Source organism: Streptomyces sp. MBT53, assembly GCF_016654115.1.
In the GTDB taxonomy this organism is placed as follows: domain Bacteria; phylum Actinomycetota; class Actinomycetes; order Streptomycetales; family Streptomycetaceae; genus Streptomyces.
On sequence record NZ_JAEQAZ010000006.1, the window covers coordinates 83,704 to 108,466 of the forward strand.

22 protein-coding genes are annotated in these 24,763 nt (G+C 71.2%); 11 read left to right on the plus strand and 11 right to left on the minus strand.

The window, feature by feature from the left end; translation table 11 throughout:
* Positions 1-302 precede the first annotated feature (302 nt).
* The 5 genes from JHN45_RS04075 (at position 303) to JHN45_RS04095 (ending at position 6,477) form a co-directional block, all read left to right on the plus strand.
* On the plus strand, positions 303-1,742 hold the full coding sequence (locus JHN45_RS04075; RefSeq protein ID WP_200709065.1) for an FGGY family carbohydrate kinase: 1,440 nt from the start codon (positions 303-305) through the stop codon (positions 1,740-1,742).
* Positions 1,743-1,866: 124 nt separating this feature from the next.
* Positions 1,867-3,036 (plus strand): low temperature requirement protein A, encoded by a 1,170-nt coding sequence (locus JHN45_RS04080; RefSeq protein WP_200709066.1) that lies wholly within the window; start codon positions 1,867-1,869, stop codon positions 3,034-3,036.
* Positions 3,037-3,166: 130 nt separating this feature from the next.
* Positions 3,167-4,363 carry an MFS transporter gene (locus JHN45_RS04085; protein ID WP_201048033.1) on the plus strand — a complete coding sequence of 399 codons (1,197 nt, stop codon included), beginning with the start codon at positions 3,167-3,169 and terminating at the stop codon, positions 4,361-4,363.
* A 22-nt stretch (positions 4,364-4,385) separates the two neighbouring features.
* Positions 4,386-4,760: an ester cyclase gene (locus JHN45_RS04090; RefSeq protein ID WP_201048034.1), complete on the plus strand. Its 375-nt coding sequence runs from the start codon at positions 4,386-4,388 to the stop codon at positions 4,758-4,760.
* Positions 4,761-4,854: 94 nt separating this feature from the next.
* A complete protein-coding gene (locus JHN45_RS04095) occupies positions 4,855-6,477 on the plus strand; it encodes an FAD-binding oxidoreductase (RefSeq protein WP_201048035.1) in 1,623 nt (540 codons plus the stop codon).
* Here the strand turns inward: JHN45_RS04095 and JHN45_RS04100 are convergent.
* From JHN45_RS04100 to JHN45_RS04130, 7 genes are all read right to left on the minus strand, one after another.
* Positions 6,474-6,758 (minus strand): hypothetical protein, encoded by a 285-nt coding sequence (locus tag JHN45_RS04100; RefSeq protein WP_201048036.1) that lies wholly within the window; start codon positions 6,756-6,758, stop codon positions 6,474-6,476. The two genes, JHN45_RS04095 and JHN45_RS04100, sit on opposite strands and share 4 nt — an antisense overlap.
* Before the next feature lie 114 nt (positions 6,759-6,872).
* Positions 6,873-7,709 (minus strand): SDR family NAD(P)-dependent oxidoreductase, encoded by an 837-nt coding sequence (locus JHN45_RS04105; protein ID WP_201048037.1) that lies wholly within the window; start codon positions 7,707-7,709, stop codon positions 6,873-6,875.
* 17 nt (positions 7,710-7,726) lie between these two features.
* Positions 7,727-8,176 (minus strand): VOC family protein, encoded by a 450-nt coding sequence (locus JHN45_RS04110; RefSeq protein ID WP_201048038.1) that lies wholly within the window; start codon positions 8,174-8,176, stop codon positions 7,727-7,729.
* Positions 8,177-8,186: 10 nt separating this feature from the next.
* On the minus strand, positions 8,187-8,558 hold the full coding sequence (locus tag JHN45_RS04115) for a nuclear transport factor 2 family protein (protein ID WP_201048039.1): 372 nt from the start codon (positions 8,556-8,558) through the stop codon (positions 8,187-8,189).
* 41 nt (positions 8,559-8,599) lie between these two features.
* The gene (locus JHN45_RS04120) at positions 8,600-9,418 is read right to left on the minus strand and encodes an ester cyclase (RefSeq protein ID WP_200709074.1); all 819 of its coding nucleotides are present in this window, start codon (positions 9,416-9,418) and stop codon (positions 8,600-8,602) included.
* A gap of 10 nt (positions 9,419-9,428) precedes the next feature.
* Complete coding sequence (locus JHN45_RS04125) at positions 9,429-11,048, minus strand: GMC family oxidoreductase (RefSeq protein ID WP_201048040.1); 1,620 nt, start codon at positions 11,046-11,048, stop codon at positions 9,429-9,431.
* A gap of 25 nt (positions 11,049-11,073) precedes the next feature.
* Positions 11,074-11,487: a nuclear transport factor 2 family protein gene (locus JHN45_RS04130; RefSeq protein ID WP_201048041.1), complete on the minus strand. Its 414-nt coding sequence runs from the start codon at positions 11,485-11,487 to the stop codon at positions 11,074-11,076.
* Positions 11,488-11,805: 318 nt separating this feature from the next.
* Here JHN45_RS04130 and JHN45_RS04135 point away from each other — a divergent pair, with 318 nt between their 5' ends.
* Genes JHN45_RS04135 through JHN45_RS04155 form a run of 5 tightly spaced genes read left to right on the plus strand, consistent with a single transcriptional unit; the run spans position 11,806 to position 18,407 of the window.
* Positions 11,806-12,645, plus strand: coding sequence for a type 1 glutamine amidotransferase domain-containing protein (locus JHN45_RS04135; RefSeq protein ID WP_093623757.1), 840 nt, complete (start codon positions 11,806-11,808; stop codon positions 12,643-12,645).
* Positions 12,646-12,695: 50 nt separating this feature from the next.
* Entirely contained in the window at positions 12,696-14,372 is a 1,677-nt protein-coding gene (locus JHN45_RS04140) for a thiamine pyrophosphate-binding protein (RefSeq protein WP_201048042.1), read from the plus strand.
* Positions 14,373-14,377: 5 nt separating this feature from the next.
* Positions 14,378-14,971: a DJ-1/PfpI family protein gene (locus JHN45_RS04145; protein ID WP_200709078.1), complete on the plus strand. Its 594-nt coding sequence runs from the start codon at positions 14,378-14,380 to the stop codon at positions 14,969-14,971.
* Positions 14,972-14,997: 26 nt separating this feature from the next.
* Positions 14,998-16,986, plus strand: a complete 1,989-nt coding sequence (locus tag JHN45_RS04150) for an alpha-1,4-glucan--maltose-1-phosphate maltosyltransferase (RefSeq protein WP_236583296.1) — start codon at positions 14,998-15,000, stop codon at positions 16,984-16,986.
* Positions 16,983-18,407, plus strand: a complete 1,425-nt coding sequence (locus JHN45_RS04155) for a hypothetical protein (RefSeq protein WP_200709079.1) — start codon at positions 16,983-16,985, stop codon at positions 18,405-18,407. The genes JHN45_RS04150 and JHN45_RS04155 overlap by 4 nt, the downstream gene beginning before the upstream one ends.
* A gap of 316 nt (positions 18,408-18,723) precedes the next feature.
* On the opposite strand, the gene JHN45_RS04160 is transcribed toward JHN45_RS04155, so the two are convergent.
* A complete protein-coding gene (locus JHN45_RS04160) occupies positions 18,724-20,079 on the minus strand; it encodes a helix-turn-helix domain-containing protein (RefSeq protein ID WP_201048043.1) in 1,356 nt (451 codons plus the stop codon).
* A 277-nt stretch (positions 20,080-20,356) separates the two neighbouring features.
* Here JHN45_RS04160 and JHN45_RS04165 point away from each other — a divergent pair, with 277 nt between their 5' ends.
* Positions 20,357-20,509, plus strand: coding sequence for a hypothetical protein (locus JHN45_RS04165; RefSeq protein WP_200709081.1), 153 nt, complete (start codon positions 20,357-20,359; stop codon positions 20,507-20,509).
* A gap of 31 nt (positions 20,510-20,540) precedes the next feature.
* Here JHN45_RS04165 and JHN45_RS04170 read toward each other — a convergent pair whose 3' ends face one another.
* From JHN45_RS04170 to JHN45_RS04180, 3 genes are read right to left on the minus strand one after another with little or no spacing between them, the layout of a single operon-like run.
* Positions 20,541-22,823 carry an ABC transporter ATP-binding protein gene (locus JHN45_RS04170; protein ID WP_201048044.1) on the minus strand — a complete coding sequence of 761 codons (2,283 nt, stop codon included), beginning with the start codon at positions 22,821-22,823 and terminating at the stop codon, positions 20,541-20,543.
* Positions 22,820-23,716 (minus strand): ABC transporter permease, encoded by an 897-nt coding sequence (locus JHN45_RS04175; protein WP_201048045.1) that lies wholly within the window; start codon positions 23,714-23,716, stop codon positions 22,820-22,822. Before JHN45_RS04175 ends, JHN45_RS04170 begins: the two co-directional genes overlap by 4 nt.
* Positions 23,713-24,696: an ABC transporter permease gene (locus tag JHN45_RS04180; RefSeq protein ID WP_201048046.1), complete on the minus strand. Its 984-nt coding sequence runs from the start codon at positions 24,694-24,696 to the stop codon at positions 23,713-23,715. Before JHN45_RS04180 ends, JHN45_RS04175 begins: the two co-directional genes overlap by 4 nt.
* Positions 24,697-24,763: the final 67 nt, after the last annotated feature.

The following is a 24,763-nucleotide window of genomic DNA, read 5'->3' on the forward strand; positions in this document are numbered from 1 at the left end:
AACTGCGGCGAAGAGCGCCGCGGACGGCCGGATGTGAAGTGTCGTCACGTTGTTGCCACCTGCTCGAATTGCGGGCATTGCCGGTAGTGCGTTCGCGCCGGCCAGGAGGGGGCCCGTGTGCTGACGCGACCGCTCATCCTGCCGTATCCGTGCAGTGGCTTCGTACTCCCGCATTCCCCGCCGCTTCCCGATCCGCCCCAACTACACAGATATATCTGCGAGTTGACTGAAGATCAGAAATGCTTGACGTGGTGTGCGGGACGGCGGCAGGCTGGCGGGCGTTGATCTACGGGAGGGGTGGTATGACGGGTCCGGTACTCGCCGTCGACCAGGGAACATCCGGTACGAAGGCCCTGGTGATCTGTCCCGAACGCGGCGTGATCGGCACCGGGTTCGTCTCGGTGGGGAACCGTCGGCTGCCGGGCGGTCTGGTCGAGGCCGACCCCGAGGAACTGTACGAGTCGGTGATCGTCGCCGGGCGCCGCGCGCTCGCCGAGGCCGACGAACCCGTGGTCGCGCTGGGGCTCGCCAACCAGGGCGAGACCGTGCTCGCCTGGGACCCCGACACCGGTATGCCGCTGACCGACGCACTCGTGCGGCAGGACCGCCGCGCCGAGAGCCTCTGCGCCGAACTCGCCGAGCACGCCGACGAGTTACGCGCACTGACCGGCCTGCCCCTCGACCCGTACTTCGCCGCACCCAAGATGGCCTGGATCCGCCGCCACCTCACCCACGAGGGCATGGTCACCACCAGCGACTCCTGGCTGGTGCACCGCCTCACCGGCACCCATGTCACCGACGCGGCGACCGCGGGCCGTACCCAACTCCTCGACCTGGACGGGGTCGTCTGGTCGCCGCGCGCCCTCGACCTCTACGGACTCCTGGACGAACGCCTCCCGGGAGTCGTCGACTGCGACCGACCCATCGGTACGACCACCGCGTTCGGCGCGGAGATCCCCCTCACCGGACTTGTCGTGGACCAGCAGGCGGCCCTCCTCGCCCAGCGGATCACCGCACCCGGCGGCGCCAAGTGCACGTACGACACAGGGGCGTTGCTGCTCGCCCACACCGGTGACACACCCCGGCGCGGGGACTCGGGCCTGGTGAGCTGTGTGGCCTGGCGGCTGGACGGGCGGACCGGCTACTGCCTCGACGGGCAGGTGTACACGGCCGCGTCCGCCGTGCGCTGGCTCACCGACCTCGGCGTCATCACCGGCCCCGCCGACCTCGACCGCGTCGGCGGCACCGTCCCCGACAACGGCGGCGTCGCCTTCGTCCCCGCCCTGGCCGGACTCGCCGCCCCCTGGTGGCGCGGCGACCTGCGCGGCTCCCTCACCGGCCTCGGCCTCGACACCACGGCCGGGCACCTCGTGCACGCCCTGTGCGAGGGCATCGCCGCACAGGTCGTCGAACTCGCCACAGCCACCACCACCGACCTCGGCACCCCCCTCGACGTGCTGCGCGTCGACGGCGGCCTCGCCCGCTCCGCCCTGCTCATGCAGACCCAGGCCGACCTGCTGCAATGCCCCGTCGAGGTGTCCGTGCTGCCCGACGCGACCGCCCTCGGCGTGGGCGCGCTGGCCCGACTCGGCGCCGAACCCGCACTGTCCCTCGCCGACGCGCTGCCGGACGTAAAGCCCTCCGCCGTCTACGAGCCCCGCATCAGCCCCGACCACGCGGCCGAACGCCTCGCCGCCTTCCGCACCGAGGTCACCGCCCTCCTCGACCGGACCCCCGGATGACCGTCACCGCCAACGGCCCCCTGCCGCCCCGGAGTTCCCACAACAGGTGCGCCGACTCGCCGCAGTAGGACCCGAGTTCGACGATTCCGCGCCCGCCGGACCCCGCCCGTGCGCCGATACGACGATGACCGACGCAACCGCGACAACGACCGTCCCGGCCGTTCAGGTGCGCGACCGGGCCACCTGGGCGGAGCTCTTCTTCGATCTGGTCCTCGCGTTCGGCGTGGGCCAGATCGCGCACCTGCTCTCCGGACACCCCACCTGGCCCGTCCTCGGACAGTGTCTGCTCGTGCTCGTCCCGCTCTGGTGGGCCTGGGTGGACGTCGTCATGGCGATGAACGCCGTCCACGAGACCAACCTGCAACGCGTGTTCCTCCTGATGACCGCACTCGCCGTCTACGGCATGGCGGTTGCCGCGCCACAAGCACTCGTCGACCGCGAACAGGCCCTGCTGTACGCCGGCAGCTATCTCGCCCTGCGCCTGCTCATCGGCGAGGCCATCCGCAGAGAGTGCGCCCTCTACACCATCCACCCCTACCGGGCCGGACTCGCCTTCGCGCTCGTGCTGTTCGCCGCCGCCACCCTCCCCGCCCCCTGGCGCGCGGTGTGCTGGGCGTTCGCCGTGATCGCCGAACTCGTGGCACCCGTACTGCTCAGCGGCCATCTGCGGCGCCTGGCCTTCGGCGTCAACCATCTCCCGGAACGCTTCGGGCTGTTCATCATCATCGCCCTCGGCGAGAACATCTTCTCCGTCGGCGCCGGAGTCGCCAAGGGCCCCCTCGACCCGGTCAGCCTGACCGCGCTCATCCTCGCCTTCCTCATCGGCTGCGCCCTGTGGTGGCTCTACTTCCACCTCGCCGCCTCGGCCGTCGCCCACGCCCTGCGCACCCACCCCACCCCCGCCGTCGTCGTCCGCGACGTCCTCAGCTACGGCCATCTCGCCCTGGTCGCGGGCCTGTTGCTGGTCTCCGTCGGCGCCGTACGCACCGTCCACGACCCGCTGCGGGCCCCCCACTCCGGCGCCGCCGGACTGCTGCCCGTCGGCGCCGCCCTGATCCTGCTGACGTTCTGCTACACGCGCCGCCGGATGTTCGGCGCCGCGTCCGCCACCCGCTTCTACTGCGGACTGGTCCTCCTGGCCGCCGCCGTCGTCGCGCCCCTCGTGCCCGCCCTCGCCGTGCTGGCCCTCACCACCCTGCTGCTCCTGCTGGTCAACGGCGTCGAGCACTGGCTGATCAGTACCGACCGGAGCGTGCCGCTGGTGCTGCGCTCACGGTCCTTCGGCGCGACCTGACGTAGTGCGGGGACGGACCTCGGGCAGTGCCGCCCGCCTCCTCGCGACGCGCGCGAGGGTCCGCCCGGCCTTCCTACGGTCGCCGTATGCAACTTTCCCGTTCGGAACGTTCGGAAGAGGAGGTGGCGTGATGCCCTCCCGCAACGCCTTACCTGCCTTGCTGTCGCTGTCACTCGGCTACTTCAGCCTGGGGACGATCTCGCTGGCGGTCGTCGGCCTGAACGCTCCGATCGGGGACGACCTGCACGTCCAGCCCGCCTCCGTGGGCATCCTCGTCACCGTCTTCGCGCTGACCTTCGCCGTCTGCGCGCCCACCGCCCCCATCCTGCTGCGCCGGTGGAACCGCAAACGCGTCCTCCTCGTCGGCATCGGGCTCCTCACGGTCGGCGCCGCGCTCGGTGCGGTGGCGCCCAACTACGGCTTCCTGACGGTCACTCGGGTCCTCGCCGCGATGGGCGCCGCCGTCTTCGGGCCGGGCGCCTCGGCGGCCGGCGCGCTCATCGTCCCGGCGGAGCGCCGGCAGCGGGCGCTGGCCACGGTCTTCGGCGGGATGACGGCCGCCGCCGTGCTCGGGGTGCCGCTGGCGTCCTTCCTCGGCGGCAGTCTCGGCTGGCGCCCGGCGCTGCTCGGTGTGGCCGCGCTCTCCGCGATCGCCTTCGTGACGGTGTTCGTGTTCGTCCCCGAGATCCCGGCCGGCGAACCGCCCACCGTGCAGGCCTACCGGGGCGCGTTGCGCACCCCCGCCACCGTGGCCACCGTCTCGACGACCCTCCTCTTCATGGCCGCCCAGTTCACTGTCTACGGCATCGCCGGCGCCTACCTCAAGGACCGCTTCGACGCGTCCTCCGGGCTGATCTCGGTGACCCTGCTCGCCTTCGGTGTCATCGGCGTCGCGGGCAACGCGACCGCGCCGAGGATCGCCGAACGGCTGGGCGGGGAACGGACCGTGGGCCTCGCCGTCATCGGACTCGCGGCGGGCTTCGCCCTGTTGCTGGTCGCGCCCCACTCCCACGCGGGGTTGGTGTTCTTCGCCTTCTGGGCGTTCTTCAGCCAGCTCTACCAGGCCCCGCAGCAGGCCCGGCTGGTCGAACTCGTGCCCCTGCAACCGGGGTTGATCCTCGCCCTGAACGCCGCCGCGCTCTACCTCGGGATGAGCCTCGGCAGCTTCATCGGCAGCTCGCTGCTGCCCGGCGTGGGCGCGGGCCCCATCCCGGCCGCGGCCCTGGGCGTCCTCGTCCTCGCCTCGCTGGCCCATGTGCTGTCCGTCCGGCAGGCGTCGGCGGCAGCGGCCGCCGAGCAGCCCGCCACACCTGTACACATCAGTTAGACCAGTCAGTCAAGGAGAACTCATGAGCAGCCACCAGGTCCACTTCGTCAGCGAATACCTGGAGACCGTCTGGAACCAGGGGCAGACCGACCTGGCCGGCAAGTACCTGGCCGCGGACCTCATCCAGCACAACCCGAACCTGCCCGACGGTCGCGAACCGCTGGTCGAGTTCATCCAGGGCTTCCGCAAGCAGCTGCCCGACGCCCGGTTCGAGATCAAGCGCGCGGCGAGTTCCGGCGACCTGGTTTTCGTCCACACCCACTTCCGCGCCACCTCGACGGACCGCGGTTCGGTGGTCGTGGAGATCTTCCGGCTCGAAGGCGGACTGATCGTCGAGCACTGGGACGTCCGCGACGAGATCCCGGAGACCACGGTCAGCGGACACGACGTCGTCTGACGCCCCCTCAACTGCTGCCGCCCAGAAGGCTCCCGGCCTCCTGGGCGGCAGTTTTTCGTCCAGTCACAGCGACCAGAAGACGAAGGAGACAGCAGTGACACCACCACAACCCGACCGACGCCCGTCCACCGGCCTCACCCGGCGCGGACTCCTCGGCACCGCCACCGCCACCGCCGCGGGGATCACCGCGGCCGTGATCCCCACCCGCGCCCTCGCCGCCGACAGCGGCACCCCCGGCGCGGTCACCGTCGACGCGGCCGACTCCCGCTATCTCGACCTCACCTCCCGCGGCTACAACGCGAGATTCACCGCAGCCCCCGACTCGATCCGCCTCGTCCACACCACCGCGCAGGTCGTGTCCGTCGTCCAGGAGGCGGTCGACGCCGGCAAACGCATCGGCGTGCGCGGCGGCGGGCACTGCCTCGACGGACTCGTCGACGACCCGGACGTACGGATACTCGTCGACATGTCGGAGATGGACGCGGTCCGTCACGACCCCGCCCGCCGCGCGTTCCTCGTCGAGGGCGGCGCCACCCTCGGCCACGTCTACCGCACCCTCTACCTGGAGTGGGGCGTGTCCCTGCCCGGCGGCACCTGCCCGACCGTCGGCGTCGGAGGCCATGTCACCGGCGGCGGCTACGGCGCGATGTGCCGCCAGTACGGTGCAGTCGTCGACCACCTCTACGCCGTCGAGGTCGTCGTGGTCGACGCGACCGGCACCGCACGCGCCGTCGTCGCCACCCGGGAGGCCGACGACCCGCACCGCGACCTGTGGTGGGCCCACACGGGCGGCGGCGGAGGCACCTTCGGCATCGTGACCCGCTACTGGTTCCGCGCCCCCGACGCCACCGGCACCGACCCCACGACCCTCCTGCCCAGACCGCCGAAGACCCTCCTGAAGTCGACGGTCGCCATCAAGTGGACCGACCTCACGGAGGCCGCCTTCACCGCGCTGCTCGCCAACCACGGCACCTGGCACGCCCGCAACAGCGTCGCCGGCTCCTCCTACGACAGCCTCCACAGCGTCCTGATCCTCTACAACCGCGTCCAGGGCAGCCTCGTCCTCAACACCCAGATAGACGGCACCCGTTCGGACGCCTCGGCCCTCCTCGACGCCTACGTCACGGCCGTGGTCGGCGGCATCGGCGTCCCGTACACGGACGGCCGCTCCTCCTGGCCCTGGCTGAAGACGACCCTCAAGGACCCCTACGACACCGGCCTTTACAACCGCACCAAGTCCAAGGGCGCCTATCTGCGCCAGGGTTGGTCGCCCGACCAGGCCAGGACGCTCTACGGCTACCTCTCCGACGCCACCTACGACGGGCACGCCGGCATCCTGCTCTACTCCTACGGCGGCAAGGTCAACACCGTGGCGCCCACGGCCACCGCACTCGCCCAGCGGGACTCGATCCTCAAGGCCAACTTCACGACGTACTGGCCCGATCCGACGCAGGACGACCGGCACGTGGCCTGGATGCGCGCGCTGTACCGCGACCTGTACGCGGACACCGGCGGAGTGCCAGTGCCGAACGACACCAACGACGGCTCGTACATCAACTACCCCGACACCGACCTCACCGACCCGGCCTGGAACACCTCGGGCGTGCCCTGGGGGACCCTCTACTTCAAGGGCAACCTCGCCAAGTTGCGCCAGGTGAAGGCCACTTGGGACCCGGGCAACGTGTTTCACCACAAGCTGTCCGTCACCGCGAGCTAGATCCCGTCGATGCTCGCCTGTACCGCTTCGAGCAGCGCGACCAGGTCGGGGGACCGCTCCCACTCCGCGGCCGTGACCTGCCAGGAGAGACTGTGACCCGTGGCTCCCGGCCGGGCATGGACGATCTCCACGGTCCGCCTCCCCTTCCGGTCCGGGTCTGTGACGCTCAGATGCAGATTCTGTATGTGGAAGCGGTGGGGGTGACCGCCGAAGACCTCCAGTATCCGGCCGTCGAAGGAGTAGAACTGAAAGCCGACCCTCGCCGTGATCTCATCGCGCATGGAGGGACCCTATGCACGGTGATCAGCCGGTGGAAAGCACCTCCTGACACCCGGACATGACGAAGCCCCCGCCTCGCGTGCACGAGGCGGGGGCTCGGTGCTGCCGTGGGCCGCTCAGCCGCTGAGGTCGGCCGGGAAGGTGACCCCGGTCAACGACTCGCTCAGCGACCGCAGTTGGGCGCGGGCCTTCTCGTCGTAGGCCTGGGCGCCCGCCCGGGAGCGCTGGGTGCGGTTGAAGTAGGTGCCCGTGACGTCGTCGAGGGCCGGGTCGGTGATCAGACGCAGGGTGCTGTGCACACCCTCCGCGACCGTGGACTGCGGGGTGAACAGGTTCACCACCATCTTCGTCGGCATGTACGACGCCGGGTGCAGGGCGTTGGCCGTCACCCCGGTGCCGCGCAGCCGCTCCGCCAGGTCGACGGTCAGGCTGATCTGGGCCAGCTTCGCCTGGCAGTAGGCCTGCACGCCGTCCCAGTGCCGCTCCAGCATCACATCGCGGAAGTCGATCGGCGCCTGGCCCGCGGAGCTGACGTTGATGATGCGGGCCGGGGCCGAGCGCACCAGCAGGGGCGCCAGCCGGCAGCTGAGCATGTAGGCCGCCAAGTAGTCGACCTGGAAGGTGAGTTCCAGACCGTCCTGGCTCTCGTGGCGCACCAGCTCGACCCCGATGCCGGCGTTGTTCACCAGCGCGTCGAGCCGGTCGTGCGTGGCGAGGATCCGGTCGGCCAGTTTGCGGATGTCCTCCAGCGAGGAGAAGTCGGCCAGCTCGTAGCTGAGCCTGTCGTTGCCGGTGGACGCGCGCAGTTCGGCCAGCAGCTCCGCGCCCTTGGCCGCGTTGCGGCCGTGCAGGATCAACGACGCCCCCTGCGCGGCGAGTTCACGGGCCAGCTCACGGCCCATGCCGTCGGTGGCGCCGGTGAGGAGGATGGTCTGGTCGGGGACGGGCCTCATGGTGGTGCACTCTCCTGTCAGGCGTACGTGGCCAGTTCGTCGGTGGTCTGATCGGTGTAGCCCTGGCTGACCTCGAGCACGATGCCGTCCGGGTCGGAGACCCACACCGTCCTCCAGCCGGGGATGAACTCGTCGAAGGTCAACGGGCCGAGCAGCGGCTCCAGTTCGCCCTCGGCGGCGGTGAGGAACGCGTCCACGTCGTCGACCTGGAAGGCGAGATGGCGTGCCGTGCCGGGGTTGGCCGGGCCGTCCTTCGCCGTGGTGAACAGGGCGTCCGCGTCGGTCGCGAACAGCTCCAGATAGACGGGGCCGTTGCGCAGGAACACCACGCGGACCCCGTCGGCCTCCACCACCCGGGCCCGGGCGAACCCGAAGTGCCGGGTGTAGAAGTCCTCCGTGGCCTTCTGGTCACGGCAGTTGAGGCCGACGTGCGACCAGCGCAGGCCGGCCGGGGCGGCGGTCGTCATCGGTGAGCCCTCATTTCCCGGTGACCGCGGCGAACGGCACGCTGTCGTGGAAGTTCGCGAAGTACGTGATGAGGCCGCCGGTCACGTGGAAGTAGTTGCACACCTTCGCCTCGACGGTGATGCCGTCGTGGGTGGTGCCGGTGATGTCGGAGACCACCGCGGCCTGCTCGCCGTCCACGACCACGTGCCGGGGCAGGTTGGCGAAGGAGGCGTACATCTCCGGGAAGCCCTTCATCATCTCCCGGAGGGTCTCGCGGCCCTCGACGTGTCCGGCGAGCTGCTCGTCCATGGTCTGGTCGATGGCGAACAGGTCGCACCAGGCGTCCCACTCGCCGGAGTTGGCAAGCCGGTAGTACGTGTCGACCACTTCTCGGGTGTTCATGCGCCCGTCCTTTCCGGTTGCTGTCTGGGGTGCGGGAACGGTCAGGGGAGCGGCACGCCGACCTGGCGCATCAGGCCGGCCGTGTCGGCCTGCACCCAGCGTTCGACGACCTTGCCGTCCTCCAGCCGGTAGACCTCGAGGCTGGTCCAGGAGACCTCCTTGCCGGTCGGCTCCTGGCCGAAGAACGGGGCGATGTGCCGGCCGTGGAAGGTGATGTGCATGATCACCTTGTCCGGCGAGGCCGGGTAGAGCGCGTCGAGGTGCACGCTGAAGTCGAGCCCGTCGTACGCGCCCTGGATGATCCCCTTCAGCTCCTCAAGGCTCTCGCAGCTCCACGCCGGGTTGTTGTCGTGGAACGTCGGCCCGAACAGGTCGTCCAGGGCGTCCAGGCGGCGCTGGTTGACGGCGTCGCTGACCTGCTGGACGACGGCCAGGTTCGAGGCGTCCGAGGAGATCTGTTCGCGCAGTCCGAGCATGTCGTCCTGTGCCCACCGCTCCACGAACAGGCCGTCCTGGACCCGCCAGATCTCGGTGGTGGACCACTCCACCTTGCGGCCGGTGGGCGGGAGGCCGAGCAGTTCGCCGAGGTGGGTGCCGGTGAGTTTGACCCGGGTCAGGACCCGGTCCTCGCCGAGCGCCGACAGTTCCTCCAACTCGCCCTTGAGATCAAGGGTGTTGTAGGCCCCGCGGAGCGCCTCCAGGTAGGAGTCGAGGCCGGTGATGTCGAACCCGGGGTGGTGGTCGGTGAAGTCGGCGGCGATGACCCGGGGGATCTCCGCCTGGTCGCCGGCGTTGAACGCGTCGAGGAAACGTCGGTACAGGTTCAGGTTCTCCTGCTGGGACTGGTCGAGGTCGGACATGGTGCATCCCCTAGCTCAAGTGGACGTCGGACAGGGACGGTTCGGAGAGAGCCGGGACGGCTGCCGCGCGGACGAACGCCGCGGCACGCTCGCCGATCATGACGCTGGGCGCGTGCGTGTTGCCGGCGGTGATCGACGGCATCACCGACGCGTCCGCGACCCGCAGTCCCGCGATGCCGTGCACGCGCAGCTCGGGGTCCGTGACGGCGTCGGCGCCCGTGCCCATCCGGCAGGTGCCGGCCGGGTGCCACAGGGTGGTCGCGTTGGTGGCGACGTACCGGCGCAGTTCGGCGGGCCCGGTGATGTCCTTGCCGGGGCCCAGCTCGTCGCCGCGGAACGCGTCGAAGGCGCGGGTGGCGGCCAGCTCGCGCGCCAACTCCACGCCCCGCACCAGGACTTCGAGGTCGGCGGTGGAGGTGAGGTAACCGGCGCTGATGACGGCGTTGGACTGCGGGTCGGCGTCGCGCAGCCGCACCCGGCCCCGGCTCTGCGGTCGCAGCGCGATCGGCGCGAAGGTGAAGCCGGGACCCTCCCACTGGTCGGCGGGGGCGTCGGCCGGCAGGAACTTGATGGGGCCGAAGGTGAATTGGAGGTCGGGGGAGTCCTCCGGGCCGGCCTCGCGGGTGTGGGTGAACAGCCCCGCCTCGGACAGCAGCGCGCCGTCCGGGTGCTCCTGGAGCGACTGGTAGCAGATGGGTGTGAACAGGTGGTCCTGCAGTCCGGCGCCGACCCCCGGCAGATCCTGGACACAACGGATGCCGTGCTCCCGCAGGTGCGCGGCCGGACCGATGCCGGACAGCATGAGCAGCTTCGGCGTCTCGAACGCCCCGGCGGACACGATGACTTCGCTCTCGGCGCGCAACTGCCGCCGCTCGCCGTCGTGGACGTACTCGACGCCCGTGACCCGAGTCCCGTCCAGCAGCAGCCGGGTGACCAGGGTGTCCGTCAGCACGGTCAGGTTGGAACGGTCCAGGGCCGGGCGCAGATAGGCGTCGGCGGTGCTGCACCGGTGGCCCGCGTCGTCGCGGAACGTCTGGTACAGGAAGCCGAAGCCCTCCTGGCGGGCGCCGTTGTAGTCCCCGTCGGCGTCCGTGGCGTACCCGAGTTCACCGGCGCCTTCGACGAACGCCCGCGCGATGGGGGAGGGCCGGTCGAGCTGCCGCACCCGGACGGGACCGCCCGCGCCGCGGAACGAGTCGGCGCCGCCCGAGTAGTCCTCGGCCAGCCGGAAGAACGGCAGTACCTCGTCGTACGACCATCCGGTGGCGCCCTCGGCGACCCAGCGGGTGTAGTCGTGGCGGCTGCCGCGCACCCACATCAGGGCGTTGACGGAACTGCATCCGCCGACGACCTTGCCGCGGGCCACGGGGACCCGGCGGCCCTCCATGCCCGCCTCGGACTCGGTGACGTAGCCCCAGTCGATCTCGCTCCGCCACTCGGCGGTGAGCAGCGAGAGGACCGAGGCGGCGTCGGCCCGGTGGATCTCGGGGCGCTCGTCCCAGCCGCCCGCCTCCAGCAGGACCACGGTCGTGGACGGGTCCTCGGTCAGGCGGGCCGCGACCGCGCAGCCGGCCGAGCCGGCGCCGACGACGATGTAATCGGCCCCGAGGGGCAGCGACTTCGACGGCATGACAGCCTCCAAAAGGTGACGGGAATCAGATCGCGGCCGGCTCGCCGACCCGGTAGTCGACGATCAGCGGGCGGGCGCCCGGCGTGGACCGCTCCAACTGCCACTTCTGGTTGATCCGGAAGGACGAGACGGTGCCGTCGGCGGTGGACTTGGCGGTCCACACCACCGTGACGTCGACGTCGATCCGGGTGCCCTCCTCGTGCGTGGTGACCTTCTCCACGGTGTGGCTCTGGTCGGTGTAGGCCTCGCCGACGGCCGTGTACCAGTCGAGGAAGTCCGCGTGGCTGTAGAGGGTCCGCTCCGGGAAGGCCATCACCAGGCCCTTGTCGGTGACGAAGGGCAGCAGCTCCTCGACCGGCGCGTGCGCGCTCAGCAGGTCGTACCAGCGCTGCACGAACTCGGCGATCTCCCGGTCGGAGCCGGTCTGTTCGCTCGGCATGTGTGTCTCCGCTCATCGGGGTTCCGCTCCCGGGGTCCGGAAGCGGCACGGGTCCGATGACCCCACATCCGCGCCCGCCCGGTCCGCTCGTGCGCGCGGACCGGCCGCACTGTGCGAAGTCGCGGCCCGAGCTGCGGCAACTCCCGTCGTACGCCGGTGGGTTCACGGGACGAAGACCGATGGCCACAACATGCCGTAGTGCGTTCGGCCACTTGAGGATGTGCCGCGACCCGGGCGCCCCCGACGGCCGGGGCCGACGGCCCCGACGTAGACAGGAATCCGCCAGTTGGCACCGTCCCGCCGAACGGGAGGAACCCCATGAGCAGGCGCATTCTGGTCGTCCTGTCCGAACACGGCTACTGGGGCGAGGAGTTGATCGGCCCCCTGGAGACCTTCGACCAGGCCGGCTACCACCTCACCTTCGCCACCCCCACCGGCAAGCGCCCGCAGGCGCTGCCGCCGAGCATGGACCCCGAGTACATCGACCCGCCGCTCGGCCGCTCCGTCACCACCCCCGAGACCGCCGCCAAGGTGCGCAAGGTCGAGGACTCCGACCGGCTCGACAACCCGCTCGACCTGTCGTCCTGGCTGCCCGACCGGCCCTACCGGTCCAAGCCGTACTTCCTGCGCGACTGGGAGGCCTACAACACCCGCCTGGAGCAGGTGCGTTCACAGATCGCCGACCGCTACGACGCACTGCTGATCGTCGGCGGCAGCGGACCGATCGTCGACCTCGCCAACAACTGGCGCGTCCACGACCTGATCCTCGCCTTCCACGCCCTGGACCGGCCGATCGCCGCCGAGTGCTACGGCGTCGCCTGCCTCGCCTTCGCCCGCGACCAGGAGACCCGCGAGTCCCTCATCCGCGGCAAGCACGTCACCGGGCACTGCATCGAGTACGACTACAAGGACGGCACCGGGTTCATCGGCACCGACTTCGTCATGGGGCCGCCGCCGTACCCGCTGGAGTACATCCTGCGCGACGCCACCGCACCCGGCGGCGCCTACCACGGGAACTTCGGCAAGGAGACCTCCGTCATCGTCGACTACCCGTTCATCACGGGCCGTTCGACCCCCGACTCCTACCTGACCGGACAGAAGACCGTCGAGGTTCTCGAAGAGGGCCTGCGGCAGTGGGGGTTCAGGACGACCGCCTGACCCAGGCGACCGTCCCACGCTCCTTCGCCCCGACGAGAGGTGAGCACACGATGGACAGCAGGCCCGCGCGGATCGCGCTGCTCGAACAACTGCAGGCCGAAGGGGTCCGGTTCATGTTCGGCAACCCCGGCACGGTCGAGCAGGGGTTCCTCGACGAACTGCGCTCCTTCCCCTCGATCCAGTACATCCTGGCCCTCCAGGAGTGCACCGCCGTAGGCATGGCCGACGGCTACGCACGTGCCACCCGCACCCCGGCGGTCCTGCAACTCCACTCCGGAGTGGGGCTCGGCAACGGCATCGGCATGCTGTACCAGGCGATGCGCGGCCACGCCCCGATCGTCACCCTGGTCGGCGAGTCCGGACTGCGCTACGACAGCATGGACGCGCAGATGGCCGCCGACCTGGTCGGCATGGCCAAACCGGTGACCAAGTGGGCGACCCGCGTGGTCGACCCCGACTCCACGCTGCGGGTGCTGCGCCGCGCCTTCAAGGTCGCCGCGACCCCGCCGTACGGTCCGGTGCTGGTCGTGCTGCCCGCCGACGTCATGGACCGCGACACCACCGAGGCGGTGGCACCCGTCTCCTACCCGGAGACCCGCAGCCTGCCCGCCCCCGACACAGTGGCGCGGGCCGCCGCACTGCTCGCCGACGCCCGCAACCCGCTCGTCATCGCCGGTGACGGCGTCCACTTCGCGGGCGCCCAGGCCGAGTTGGGGCGACTGGCCGAGGTGTGGGGCGCCGATGTGTACGGCGCGGACTGGGCCGAGGTCAACCTGTCCGTCGAACACCCCGCCTACGCGGGCCAGTTGGGCCACATGTTCGGCGAGCAGAGCCGGAAGATCACCGGCGCCGCCGACGGTGTCCTGATCGTGGGCACCTATGTGCTGCCCGAGGTGTACCCGGCACTCGACGGCGTCTTCGGGGCCGGTGTCCCGGTCGTGCACATCGACCTCGACCCCGGCGCGATCGCCAAGAACCACCCCGTCGACCTCGGCATCGTCGCCGACCCGAAGGCCACCCTCGGCCTGCTCGCCGACGCGCTCGGCCGGGAGATGGGCCTAGGGCGGCGGACGGCGGCGGTCGAGCGACTGCGCCGGCACGCCGCGCAGCGCTCGGCCGCGCTCGCGGCGGCCGACGCGCGGGAGGAGGCCACGGCCACCGCCCTGGAACTGCCCACCATCGCCCTCGCGCAGGAGTTCGCGCGCCGGCTGCCGCCGGACGCGATCCTCTTCGACGAGGCGCTGACGGCCTCCCCGGAGATCTTCCGCAGGCTCGCGCCGACCGTGCCGGGCCAGTGGATGGAGACCCGCGGCGGCTCCCTCGGCGTCGGCATCCCCGGCGCGCTGGGCGCCCAACTCGCCCACCCCGACCGGACGGTGGTCGGCTTCACCGGCGACGGCGGCAGCATGTACACCTTCCAGGCGCTGTGGACGGCGGCCCGTTACGGCCTGCCCACCAAGTTCGTCATCTGCAACAACGGCCGCTACAAGCTCCTGGAGAACAACATCGAGGAGTACTGGCGCGACCAGCACATCCCCGCCCACGAACAGCCCGAGATCTTCGACCTGAGCAGCCCGGCCGTCGACTTCGTCTCCCTCGCCGGCTCGCTCGGCGTGGCCGCCGTCCGGGTCGAGAAGCCCGGGCAGGCCGAGGAGGCGGTCGCGCAGGCGCTCGCCCACCGCGGGCCGTTCCTCATCGACCTGGTGACCGCCAAGGGGAAGGGGTAGCCGCCGTGCGACTGTCCGGTCACAAGATCGCCGTCCTGATGGAGAGCGACTTCTACGAGCCCGAGATCCTCTACTACCGCTACCGCTTCCCCGAGGAGGGAGCCGAGGTCCACTTCCTGTCCCGCCTGTGGGGCAACGAACAGATGACCTTCCAGGGCCACGAGCACCGCATGCCCTTCGAGGTCGACGAGTCCTTCGAGGACCTCGACGAGTTCGCGCTGAAGGAGTACTCGGCGGTGATCGTCCCCTCCGGGATGGTCGCCGACCGGCTGCGCTACACCGAGGACCCCCAACTCCTGCCGCCCGCCTCCCAGTTCCTGCGCCGCGCGTTCGCCGACCCGGCGATCGTCAAGGGCATCATCTGCCACGGCATGTGGCTGGCCGCACCCGTGCAGGGCCTGATGCACGGCAGGCGCGCGGTGGTCCACAACAACCTGCTGGGCGACCTGCGCAACATGGGCGGCGAGTACGTCGACCAGGACGTCGTCATCCACGACGACCTGGTCACCGGCCGCACCGGCAACCACTGCCACCTCTTCGCACGGACCATCATCGACCTGCTCGCATCCCGGACGCCGGCCCCGACCGGGCTCCGCTGACGGGATCAGACCGGGAGGAGTCGACCATGACACCGGTGACCGGGCGCATCCCCGTCCTCGACGTCCGACCACGGGTGCGGGACGGGGAGCTGCCCGCCAAGACCGTGACCGGCGAACACCTCGACATCACGGCCACCGTCTTCCGCGAGGGCCACGGCGCCGTCGCCGCGGACGTCGTCCTGCACGACCCCGCCGGGCGCCCGGCCCACCGCGTCCCGATGACCCTCGTCGACGAGGACGCCGACCGCTGGCGGGCGACCGTCGTCCCCGACACCGAAGGCCTGTGGACCTTCCGGGTCGAGGCCTGGGCCGACCCGCTGGAGAGCTGGCGCCACGACGCCACGCTGAAGATCGAAGCAGGCGTCGACACCGAACTCACCCTGACCGAGGGCGCGTTGCTGCACGAACGGGCGGCACTCGGCATCACCGCATCGGACCGCCGGGAGGCGGTCTCCGCGGCCGTGGCCGCGCTCCGCGACACCCTGGGCCCCCCTCCGGCCCGGCTGTCCGCCGTCACCACCCCCCGGGTGACGGCCGCCCTGGGGCGCTATGCGCTGCGTGACCTCGTCACCGCCTCCCGGCCCCTGCCGCTGCGCGTCGAACGGCGGCGCGCCCTCGTCGGCTCCTGGTACGAACTGTTCCCCCGCTCGGAGGGAGCGGTGGTCCAGGAGGGCAGCCGCCCGATCGCCGGCACCCTGCGGACGGCCGCCGAACGGCTGCCCGCCGTCGCCGCGATGGGCTTCGACGTCGTCTACCTCCCACCCGTCCACCCCATCGGCACCACCCACCGCAAGGGCGCGGACAACACCCTCCACGCCGGTCCCGACGACGTCGGCTCACCCTGGGCCATCGGCTCCCGGCACGGCGGCCACGACGCCATCCACCCCGACCTCGGCACCGAGGACGACTTCCGCCACTTCGTCGCCACCGCACGGGAGTTGGGCCTCGAAGTCGCCCTGGACCTCGCCCTCCAGTGCTCACCGGACCACCCCTGGCTCACCGAGCACCCCGAGTGGTTCCACCACCGCGCCGACGGCTCCATCGCCTACGCCGAGAACCCGCCCAAGACGTACGAGGACATCCACCAACTCGACTTCGACGGCGACCCCGAGGGCCTGTACGCCGAGGCGCTGCGGATCGTGCGGCACTGGATGGACCTCGGTGTGCGCATCTTCCGCGTCGACAACCCGCACACCAAACCGGTGCAGTTCTGGGAGTGGCTGATCGCCGAGGTCGACGCCACCGACCCCGATGTGCTGTTCCTCGCCGAGGCGTTCACCCGCCGGGCCATGGTGCACGCACTCGCGCAAGCCGGCTTCCAGCAGTCGTACACCTACTTCACCTGGAAGAACACCAAGGCCGAGCTGACCGCCTACCTGCCCGAACTCGCCCAGGACAGCGCCGACTTCCTGCGGCCCAACCTCTTCGTGAACACCCCCGACATCCTGCACGCCTACCTCCAGAACGGCGGCAGACCCGCCTTCGAGGTCCGGGCCGTGCTCGCCGCGACCGCCGCGCCGAGCTGGGGCGTCTACGCCGGCTACGAACTCTGCGAGAACACCCCGCTGGCGGAGGGCACCGAGGACTACCTCGCCTCGGAGAAGTACCAACTCCGGCCTCGCGACTGGGCGTCGGCCGAGGCCGGGGGCCGCACCATCACCCCGCTGATCACCCTGCTCAACAGGATCCGCCGACTCCACCCGGCCCTGCAGGAGTTGCGCAACCTGCGCCTCCAGAACACCGACAACGACCAGCTCCTCGCCTACACCAAACACGTCGAACTCCCGGACGGCTCAACCGACTTGGTGCTCGTGATCGTCAACCTCGACCCGCACCACGCCCACGAGGCCACCGTCACCTGCGACCCGGCCGTCCTCGGCCTGCCCGCCGACGGCACCCGCAAGCTGCGCGACGAACTCACCGGCGAGACCTACGCCTGGGGCGAGTCCACCTACGTACGCCTCGATCCGGCCCACCAGGTCGCGCACGTGCTCACACCCGCGGAGGGAACATGAGCGACGGCATCCTCGAACCCCTGCTGCCGGCCCTCGCACCATGGCTGGAGGGCCGCCGATGGTTCGACGCCCGCTACGGCGGAGCCCGGCTCGAAGCCAGAGCCGCCACTGTGCTCGGCACCGAACCGCCCCTGCTGCTGCACGCAGTGGTCTCGGCCCGGCGCGAGGACGGGTCCGTCCTCGACTACCAACTCCTGCTCGGCCTGCGCCCCGACCTCCCCACCCGCCTCGAACCGGCCGCCGTCGCCACCGTCCCCACCGGCCCCTTCCAGGGCTGGCAGGTCTACGACGCCCTCGCCGACGGCGCCCTGCTGGGACTGCTGCTGCGCACCCTCGCGGGCCCCGGCACGGACCCCGGCCTGCGCCTGGAACGCACCGGCCGCTATCCGCTGCCCGTCGGCCTGGTACCCCACCCGCTCTCGGGCGAGATGAGCAACACGGCCGTGGCGTACGGCGGTCGGATCCTCCTCAAGATCTTCCGTCGCCCCGAACCGGGACCGCACACCGAGGTCGAGGCCCTGCACGCCCTCACCCGGCAGCACTGCGCCCGCACCCCCCACCTCTACGGCGCGCTGCACAGCGACGCCCCCGGCGCGGAGGGCCTGGTGCTCGGCCTGATCGAGGAGTTCCTGCCCGACGCCCGGGACGGCTGGGAGGAGGCGGTGCGGCAGGCGGGCGACTGCATGGACGGCGCAGGCCGCACCGCCCCGGACACCGGCGGCTTCACCGCACACGCGCACGGCCTCGGCCGGGCCGTCGCGGACGTGCACGGCGCGCTGGGCAAGGCGTTCGGCCGCAACCGCCTCACGGCACAGGACGTGGCCGAAGAGGCGGCGCGCATGAACATGCGGCTCAAGGAGGCCGCCGAGGAGGTCCCGGCCCTCGCCCGCTACACCACCCGGCTCGGCGCCCTCTTCGACGACTACGCCCGGGTGGCCGGGCGCGGCAGCCCCGTCTTCGCCCAGCGCACCCACGGAGACCTCCATCTGGGCCAGGCGCTGCGCGCCGCGGACGGCTGGCGGATCGTCGACTTCGAGGGCGAACCGGCCCGGCCCGCCGCCGAACGCGCCCGCCCGCAACCGGTGTTGCGGGACATCGCGGGCATGCTGCGCTCCTTCGACTACGCGGCCCGCACCGGCCTGGCCGACCGCGAGTCCGGCGACCCGGGGGAGGACGGCTCACCCGCGCGGCGACTGCGCCGACGCCGGCGCGCCTACGCGTGGGCGGTGCGCAACCGGCGGGCCTTCATCGAGGGATACGCCTCCGCCGGACGGGAGGACCCGCGCTGCCAGCCGGTGGCCCTGCGCGCCTTCGAGGCGGACAAGGCCGTGTACGAGGCCGTATACGAGTCCCGCCTGCGCCCCGACCGGTTGAGGATCCCGCTCGCCGCCGTGCACCGGCTGGCGAACACCGCCCGCTGAACTCCACCGAATTCAGCGCCCCCGCCGGAATGCGAACTCCCGTGCCCTGTAAGGGAATTCCGGCGGGAATTGCGGTGAGGGGAGACCGGGCGGAATTCACCGGTGGATCTCCCGCCCTCGCGGTCCGTCGAACGGAGACACGGCGAACCCCCCGCCCCGGGCACTCTGCCAGGCGGGGGGTTCGGAGGGCTGGAATCCGGCCGGAAACGGAACCGGGGCGCCTGCCCCGCCGGACCGCTCCACGGCGAAAGGTCCGGGCCTTTACCGGGGGCGAGGGTCAAAGGTCCGTACCGGATTCGGGAATTCGGTGGGCAGTTCAGGCGCGGTGCTGCTCGGAGAGGATCTGGCCCGGGTCGCGGTGCGGTGCCATACCGGCGGCCGACAGCGCCCGGTCGTACGCCTTGAGCGCCTCGGCGGTGTTGCCCTGCCGCTTCCACAGGTCGCCCAGGTAACGCCAGTTGAGGGCCACCTGGTGGGACGGGCGGAACTGGCGCAGCTGCCGGGTGGCGGCCTGCAGATACTGCGCGGCCTGCTCGTGGTTGCCGCGCATCAGCTGGATCTCGGCGAGTGTGCCGCGCGCGCCGACGGCCTGGATGCGGGACTCGGTGCCGGTCAGCCCGAGGGCCCGCTCGGCGTGCGCCGCGGCCTCGTCCCATTGCCCGAGCATCGCGTCCGCGTCGGCGAGACCGATCTCGCACTGGGCGAGCTCCGGCGCGTTGCCCACCTCGGCCAGGAGCTGCTGCGCCTCCTCCAACAGCTGCTTGCCGCGCGCCGGTTCGGGCTCGTCGACCTGGAGCAGCAGGGAGCCGTAGTTCATCTTGAGCATGGCGAGGTGGCGCAGGTTGTCGTCCTCCGACATCAGCGCGAGCGCCCGCTCGACCAGGGCCAGGGCCTCGTTGAGCTGGCCGCAGGAGCGGGCCACCAGGCCGGCGTTCCAGTAGACGGCGCCGCGCGCCGCCCGCGCGCCCTGTTTCTCGGCGGCGTCCAGGAGCTTGCCGCCCATCAGCTGGGCGTGGATGAGGTCGCCGCGCATGTGGAACGAGCCCATGAGGGTGGCACCGAGCTGGACGTGGTCGACCGTCACGTCCAGGCCCAGGGCGTCCAGCCGGGCCATGGCGCGCTCGCCGATCTCGATGCTGAGCGTGATGTCGCCGGCGTTGCGATAGCAGCGGCACAGGGCCACCGCGATCTGGCACCACTCGGCTGATCCCGGCGCCAGGTCGGGGTCCCGCTGGAGCTCCTCGAGGACCGCGATGGCGGCCTCGGTCCGGTCGAGCTTCTCCAGCGCGGAGGCCTGCGCCATGCGGGCCCGCCGGGTCATCGAGACGTCCAGGAGGGTGGGCTTCGTCAGCAGCTCGCTGAGGCTCTGCAGGGCCTCGCCGTTGCTGCCGTTGCGCAGGGCCATCTCGCCGAAGGCCAGCCGCAGGCGCGCCTCTTCCAGTTCGTGGTCGTCCCGTCCGCTGCGCAGGTACTCGGCGGAGCATCCGAGGCGCTCCGCGAGGGCGGCGAGCACCGCGTCCGACGGTGCGCGCTTGCCGGATTCGATCAAGGAGATGTAGCTCGCCGAAATCTCGCTGGACGCCAGGTCCTGCTGCTTGAGGCCACGTTTGCCGCGCAGCAGCCGGATGCGGTCGCCCAGCCCTGCGGTCGTCGTGTTTTCGAGAGGGTCCATGTGGGCTCCTAGGAGGTGGCTATGACCACCGGGATGACAGATCAACGTTACCAGTAAGTCGCTCCCGATCCAATGGAGTTTTCTTGATCGATTCGCTGGCGCGAAGTGGCCTGGGCAGGCATTTTCTGAATTTGCGTTAATTCAAATCTCATTTGGGTGTGGGCATTCCGTTTTTGGAGATCGTCTTTTGCGAGATTAATACTTGACTCATTGAGTAAGTTCTTGTTGACTCGTCTTGTCAAAGCGTCATCCGTAAATGCTCGGAGAGGAGATTTTCATGAGCATCAAAGTATTCACGCTCATCGCAATCGTCGTCTTCGTCGGTGGGCTAGTGACGAGCGGACTCTGGTTGAACGGTTCGGGTGCCGCCACGCATCCGTTGCGCGAGGGCATCGCCCAGTCGAGCGGTGCGAGCGGCGCCTGTTGCTGAGGCGGCCGTACGGACGAACGGCACACGAGGCTCAGCGGACCGGAGGACGGTCCGGCGGCTCGCTCCAGAGCCGACCGGTCGTCCCCCGGTCTGTCCGTGTCCCCTCCCAGGGCAGTCCCCGGTGCGGGAAGTGGCACGCCACCGTGTGGTCGCCGGCCGGGGTGACCTGCGACGGGCGCGGGATCTCGGTCTCGCAGCGCAGCCGCCGCGCGACCGGAAGGGCCGCGGCGACGGGACAGCGGGGCCGGAAACGGCATCCCGCGACGAGCGGCACACCGGCCGGGGGTTCGCCGGGCAGCACGATCCGGCGCCTGGCGCGCTCGGCGACCGGGTCCGGCAGCGGGACGGCCGACAGCAGCGCCCGCGCGTAGGGATGGCGGGGCCCGTCGAACACCTCGGCGACGGGCCCCGTCTCCACGACCCTCCCGGCATACATCACGGACACCCGGTCGGCGATCTGCCGGACCACCGCCAGATCGTGCGACACCAGCAGATACGCCGGCCCCGACTCCCGCTTCAGGCGCAGCAACAGGTCCAGGATCTGTGCCTGCACGGACACGTCCAACGCGGACACCGGCTCGTCGAGCAGCAGCAGCGCGGGCTCCACGGCCAGGGCACGCGCGATCGCGACCCGCTGCCGCTGCCCCCCGGAGAACTGATGCGGATATCGTTCCGCGTCCGCCGGATCCAGCCCCACCTGAGCCAGCAACCGCGGAATCCGCGCCTCTACGACACCCCGTGGCACCCGCCGGGCGTGCAGCGGCTCGGCGACGATGTCGCCCACCGGCATCCGCGGATCCAGACTCGACAGGGGATCCTGCGGCACGATCTGCACGGCACCGCGCAGCAGCCGCGCGGTCCGCCGACTCAGCCGCGCGACGTCCTGCCCGAGGATCTCCACGGTCCCCGCCTCCGGGGCGGTCAGCGACACGATCTCCATCAGCGCCGTCGACTTCCCGGACCCGGACTCACCGACCAACGCGAGGGTCTCCCCGCGACACACCTCGAGATCGACCTCCTCGACCGCCCGAACCGCCCGCTCACGACGGCGCCGACCACTGACGGGCACGTAGGTCTTGGCGAGGCCGGAGACACGGAGCACGACCTCGGGGGCGGCCGGGCCGGGGCGGGACAGGGGAAACGCGGCCGGTTCCGGGGCAGTTGGGAGGGCGTGTCTCCCACCCGGTGTGGTGTGGATGCCACGCGCCGTGCCGGGTCCCGCGTGCTTCCCGCTCACGACAGCCGACGCCCCGCCCGGCCCGGCGACCTCCGATGTCCCGCCCGGCGGAAAGAGCCCCGTAGCCCCCCGGTGGATGACCAGCGGGATCCGGCGGCACGCCGCCTCGTGCGCGGCGGTTCCGGCGAGGCCTGCGCGGGACGGGCTGTCCACGCCCAGGAGGGGGATGGTGGACGTCTCGCACTCCGGCTGGGTCAGCGGGCAGCGGGGTGCGAAGGCGCAGCCGGGGCCGACCGTGCCCGGGGCCGGGGCCGTTCCCGGTATCGGGGTGAGGGGGACCCGGGCGTCGGTCCGCGGTACCGAGCCGACGAGTCCGACCGTGTAGGGCATCCGGGGGCGGGTGAGTACGGTCTCGACCGGGCCGGTCTCCACCACCCGGCCCGCGTACAGCACCGCGACCCGGTCCGCCGTACCCGCGATCACGCCGAGGTCGTGCGTGACCAGCAGCAGGGCCGCGCCGGTCTCCTGGCGGGCGTCGGCCAGGGCGTCCAACACCTGTGCCTGCACGGTGACATCGAGCGCGCTGGTGGGTTCGTCCGCGACCAGGACATCGGGGCCGTTGGCCATCGCCATCGCGATCATCGCCCGTTGCAGCATCCCCCCGGACAACTGGTGCGGATAGGCTCGTGCGGCCCGTGACGGCTCCGGCACTCCCACGAAGTCCAGCAGTTCCACCGCCCGCCGCAGCGCCGACTCCCGGTGTGGGCGCGGTCGTTGGTGGATGCGTACGGCCTCCGCGAGCTGGTCGCCGACCCGCTGCACGGGGGTGAAGGCGTGCAGCGGATCCTGGAAGACCATGGCGATCCGGCGCCCGCGCACCCGCGCCAACTCCCGTTCCGGCAGCCCGAGTAGCTCCTCGCCCAGCAGCCGTACCGATCCGCCCACCGTCGCGCCCGGTGGGGCGAGCCCCATGAGGGAGAGCGCGGTGAGGGTCTTGCCGGTCCCCGACTCGCCCACCAGGCCCAGTACTTCACCACGGCGGAGAGTGAGATCGACGCCTCGCACCACGGGCACGGGCGGCTGTCGCCCGGCGCCGACGGCGACCGTCAGGTCACGGACCTCCAAGACCGCGTTCACCCGGTCACCCCCGACGACACGGTGGCGCGCGACGGTGCGACGCCGTCCGCCGTCGTCGGGTCGAGCGCGTCCCGCAGCGCGCCGCCGACGAGATTGACGGCCAGCACGAACGCGATCAGCAGTCCGGTGGGGAAGAAGAACATCCACGGATACACCAGCGCCACGTCCGTCGCGTCCGCGATCAGCGTGCCGAGGGACACGTCCGGGGGCTGTACGCCGAGACCGAAGTACGACAGCCCGGTCTCGCTGATCACCGCCGCGCCCACCGCCAGCGTCGCGTCCGTGATGAGGAACGACGCCGTGTGCGGCAGCACGTGCCGCCACAGGATCCGTACCGGCGAGACCCCCATCAGCCGTGCCACCACCACAAATTGACGCTCTTTCAGCGATCGGGTCATCCCGCGCACCGCCCGCGCGGTGACCATCCAGCCCAGCAGCGCCAGCAGCCCGACCAGCGCGATCCAGCTCCGGTCGCGCAGCCGGGGCGCGGCCACGGACAGCACGAGGAAAGCGGGGAGGACGAGCATCAGATCCACGACGAACATCAGCACCCGGTCGGTCCAGCCGCCGAAGTAGCCCGCGCAGGCGCCCACCACCGCGGCCAGCCCGGTCGAGAACACCGCGACGAGCAGCCCGATCAGCAGCGACTTCTGCAGTCCCCGCACCACTTGGGCGAAGACGTCCTGCCCGATCCGGTTGGTGCCCATCCAGTGCCGCGCGTCCGGCGGCTGCCGCAGCGCCGTGTAGTCGACGTCCGTGTGCGTCCACGGGCTGAGGTACGGCCCGAGGAACGCCAGGGCGAACAGCACCAGCAGGACCGCGAGCCCGCACAGCGCCCCCGGCCGCCGTACCGTCCGGCGCAGTACCGCGCGCCCTCGTCCGCTGGCCCTCATGGCTGCCGTACCCGGGGATCGAGCAGTGCGTGCAGGACGTCGGCGAGCAGCCCGGCGAGCAGGACGACGGCGGCGGCGAAGATGTTGACGGCCACCACCGAGTTCACGTCGCCCTTCTGCACAGAGTCGACCAGCCAACTGCCCATGCCGGGCCAGCCGAAGACCGACTCGGTGAACACGGCCCCGGTGAACAGGGTCAGCATCCCGAAGGAGAAGAACACCGACACCGGGACGAGCGAGATCCGCAGCCCGTGGCGCAGCAGCGCACGGCCCGGGGTGAGCCCCTTGGCCCGGGCGGTGCGCAGATGGTCGGCGCCCAGGACGTCGAGGGTGGCGGCGCGCTGGTAGCGGCTGTAGGAGGCGATCGCGGGGAGCGCCACACAGATCGCCGGCAGCAGCAAGTGGGCTGCCGTGTCCCGCAGTTGGACGGTCCAGTCGCCCTGCAGTCCCGGTGTGTGCTCGCCCGTGTAGAGGATGACCTGGCTCCCGGCGGCCCGGTTGACCGCCAGGGCGCCGGTCTTCAGCAGCAGCGCCAGCACGAACGTGGGCACGCACAGCACCGCGAACGAGAACACCGTCAGGAGCCGGTCGCCCGGCCGGCCGTGGCGGACCGCCCCCCACATCCCGGCCAGCACCCCCACCGCCGTACCCACCACCGTGCCGATCAGCAGCAGCCGCACCGACACCCCGACCCGGCGGCCGAATTCGGCGTTCACCGACTCCCCGTCGATGGTTCGGCCCAGGTCGCCGTGGAGGGCCCGCCCCGCCCAGTGCGCGAAGCGCTCCGGCAGCGGAGCGCGGTCGTCCATGCCCAGCCGGGCCAGCTCCGCGTCGACGACCCGGGCGGGCGGAGGCGGTTGGCGGCCCTCGAAGTAGGCGCGCGGATCGAGCGCGGTCGAGGCGAGCGCGTAGGTGAGGACGACGGAGGTGAGGAAGAGGATCGTGCAGTGGACCAGGCGCCTGAGGATCAGGGAGAGCATGGGCCCTCGTTCCGCTTCATGTGGGTGACACATCGTGATGTTAAGCTCCGGCTCCGCAATGCGCAGG

What these genes read in the sequence shown, in the direction of transcription:
- JHN45_RS04180 (WP_201048046.1), bottom strand. Translation starts at nt 24,696, where the DNA reads ATGCTCTCCCTGATCCTCAGGCGCCTGGTCCACTGCACGATCCTCTTC.
- JHN45_RS04115 (WP_201048039.1), bottom strand. Translation starts at nt 8,558, where the DNA reads ATGAACACCCGAGAAGTGGTCGACACGTACTACCGGCTTGCCAACTCC.
- JHN45_RS04130 (WP_201048041.1), bottom strand. Translation starts at nt 11,487, where the DNA reads ATGCCGAGCGAACAGACCGGCTCCGACCGGGAGATCGCCGAGTTCGTG.
- JHN45_RS04140 (WP_201048042.1), top strand. Translation starts at nt 12,696, where the DNA reads ATGGACAGCAGGCCCGCGCGGATCGCGCTGCTCGAACAACTGCAGGCC.
- JHN45_RS04160 (WP_201048043.1), bottom strand. Translation starts at nt 20,079, where the DNA reads ATGGACCCTCTCGAAAACACGACGACCGCAGGGCTGGGCGACCGCATC.
- JHN45_RS04175 (WP_201048045.1), bottom strand. Translation starts at nt 23,716, where the DNA reads ATGAGGGCCAGCGGACGAGGGCGCGCGGTACTGCGCCGGACGGTACGG.
- JHN45_RS04135 (WP_093623757.1), top strand. Translation starts at nt 11,806, where the DNA reads ATGAGCAGGCGCATTCTGGTCGTCCTGTCCGAACACGGCTACTGGGGC.
- JHN45_RS04155 (WP_200709079.1), top strand. Translation starts at nt 16,983, where the DNA reads ATGAGCGACGGCATCCTCGAACCCCTGCTGCCGGCCCTCGCACCATGG.
- JHN45_RS04125 (WP_201048040.1), bottom strand. Translation starts at nt 11,048, where the DNA reads ATGCCGTCGAAGTCGCTGCCCCTCGGGGCCGATTACATCGTCGTCGGC.
- JHN45_RS04085 (WP_201048033.1), top strand. Translation starts at nt 3,167, where the DNA reads ATGCCCTCCCGCAACGCCTTACCTGCCTTGCTGTCGCTGTCACTCGGC.
- JHN45_RS04110 (WP_201048038.1), bottom strand. Translation starts at nt 8,176, where the DNA reads ATGACGACCGCCGCCCCGGCCGGCCTGCGCTGGTCGCACGTCGGCCTC.
- JHN45_RS04100 (WP_201048036.1), bottom strand. Translation starts at nt 6,758, where the DNA reads ATGCGCGATGAGATCACGGCGAGGGTCGGCTTTCAGTTCTACTCCTTC.
- JHN45_RS04165 (WP_200709081.1), top strand. Translation starts at nt 20,357, where the DNA reads ATGAGCATCAAAGTATTCACGCTCATCGCAATCGTCGTCTTCGTCGGT.
- JHN45_RS04150 (WP_236583296.1), top strand. Translation starts at nt 14,998, where the DNA reads ATGACACCGGTGACCGGGCGCATCCCCGTCCTCGACGTCCGACCACGG.
- JHN45_RS04090 (WP_201048034.1), top strand. Translation starts at nt 4,386, where the DNA reads ATGAGCAGCCACCAGGTCCACTTCGTCAGCGAATACCTGGAGACCGTC.
- JHN45_RS04080 (WP_200709066.1), top strand. Translation starts at nt 1,867, where the DNA reads ATGACCGACGCAACCGCGACAACGACCGTCCCGGCCGTTCAGGTGCGC.
- JHN45_RS04075 (WP_200709065.1), top strand. Translation starts at nt 303, where the DNA reads ATGACGGGTCCGGTACTCGCCGTCGACCAGGGAACATCCGGTACGAAG.
- JHN45_RS04105 (WP_201048037.1), bottom strand. Translation starts at nt 7,709, where the DNA reads ATGAGGCCCGTCCCCGACCAGACCATCCTCCTCACCGGCGCCACCGAC.
- JHN45_RS04120 (WP_200709074.1), bottom strand. Translation starts at nt 9,418, where the DNA reads ATGTCCGACCTCGACCAGTCCCAGCAGGAGAACCTGAACCTGTACCGA.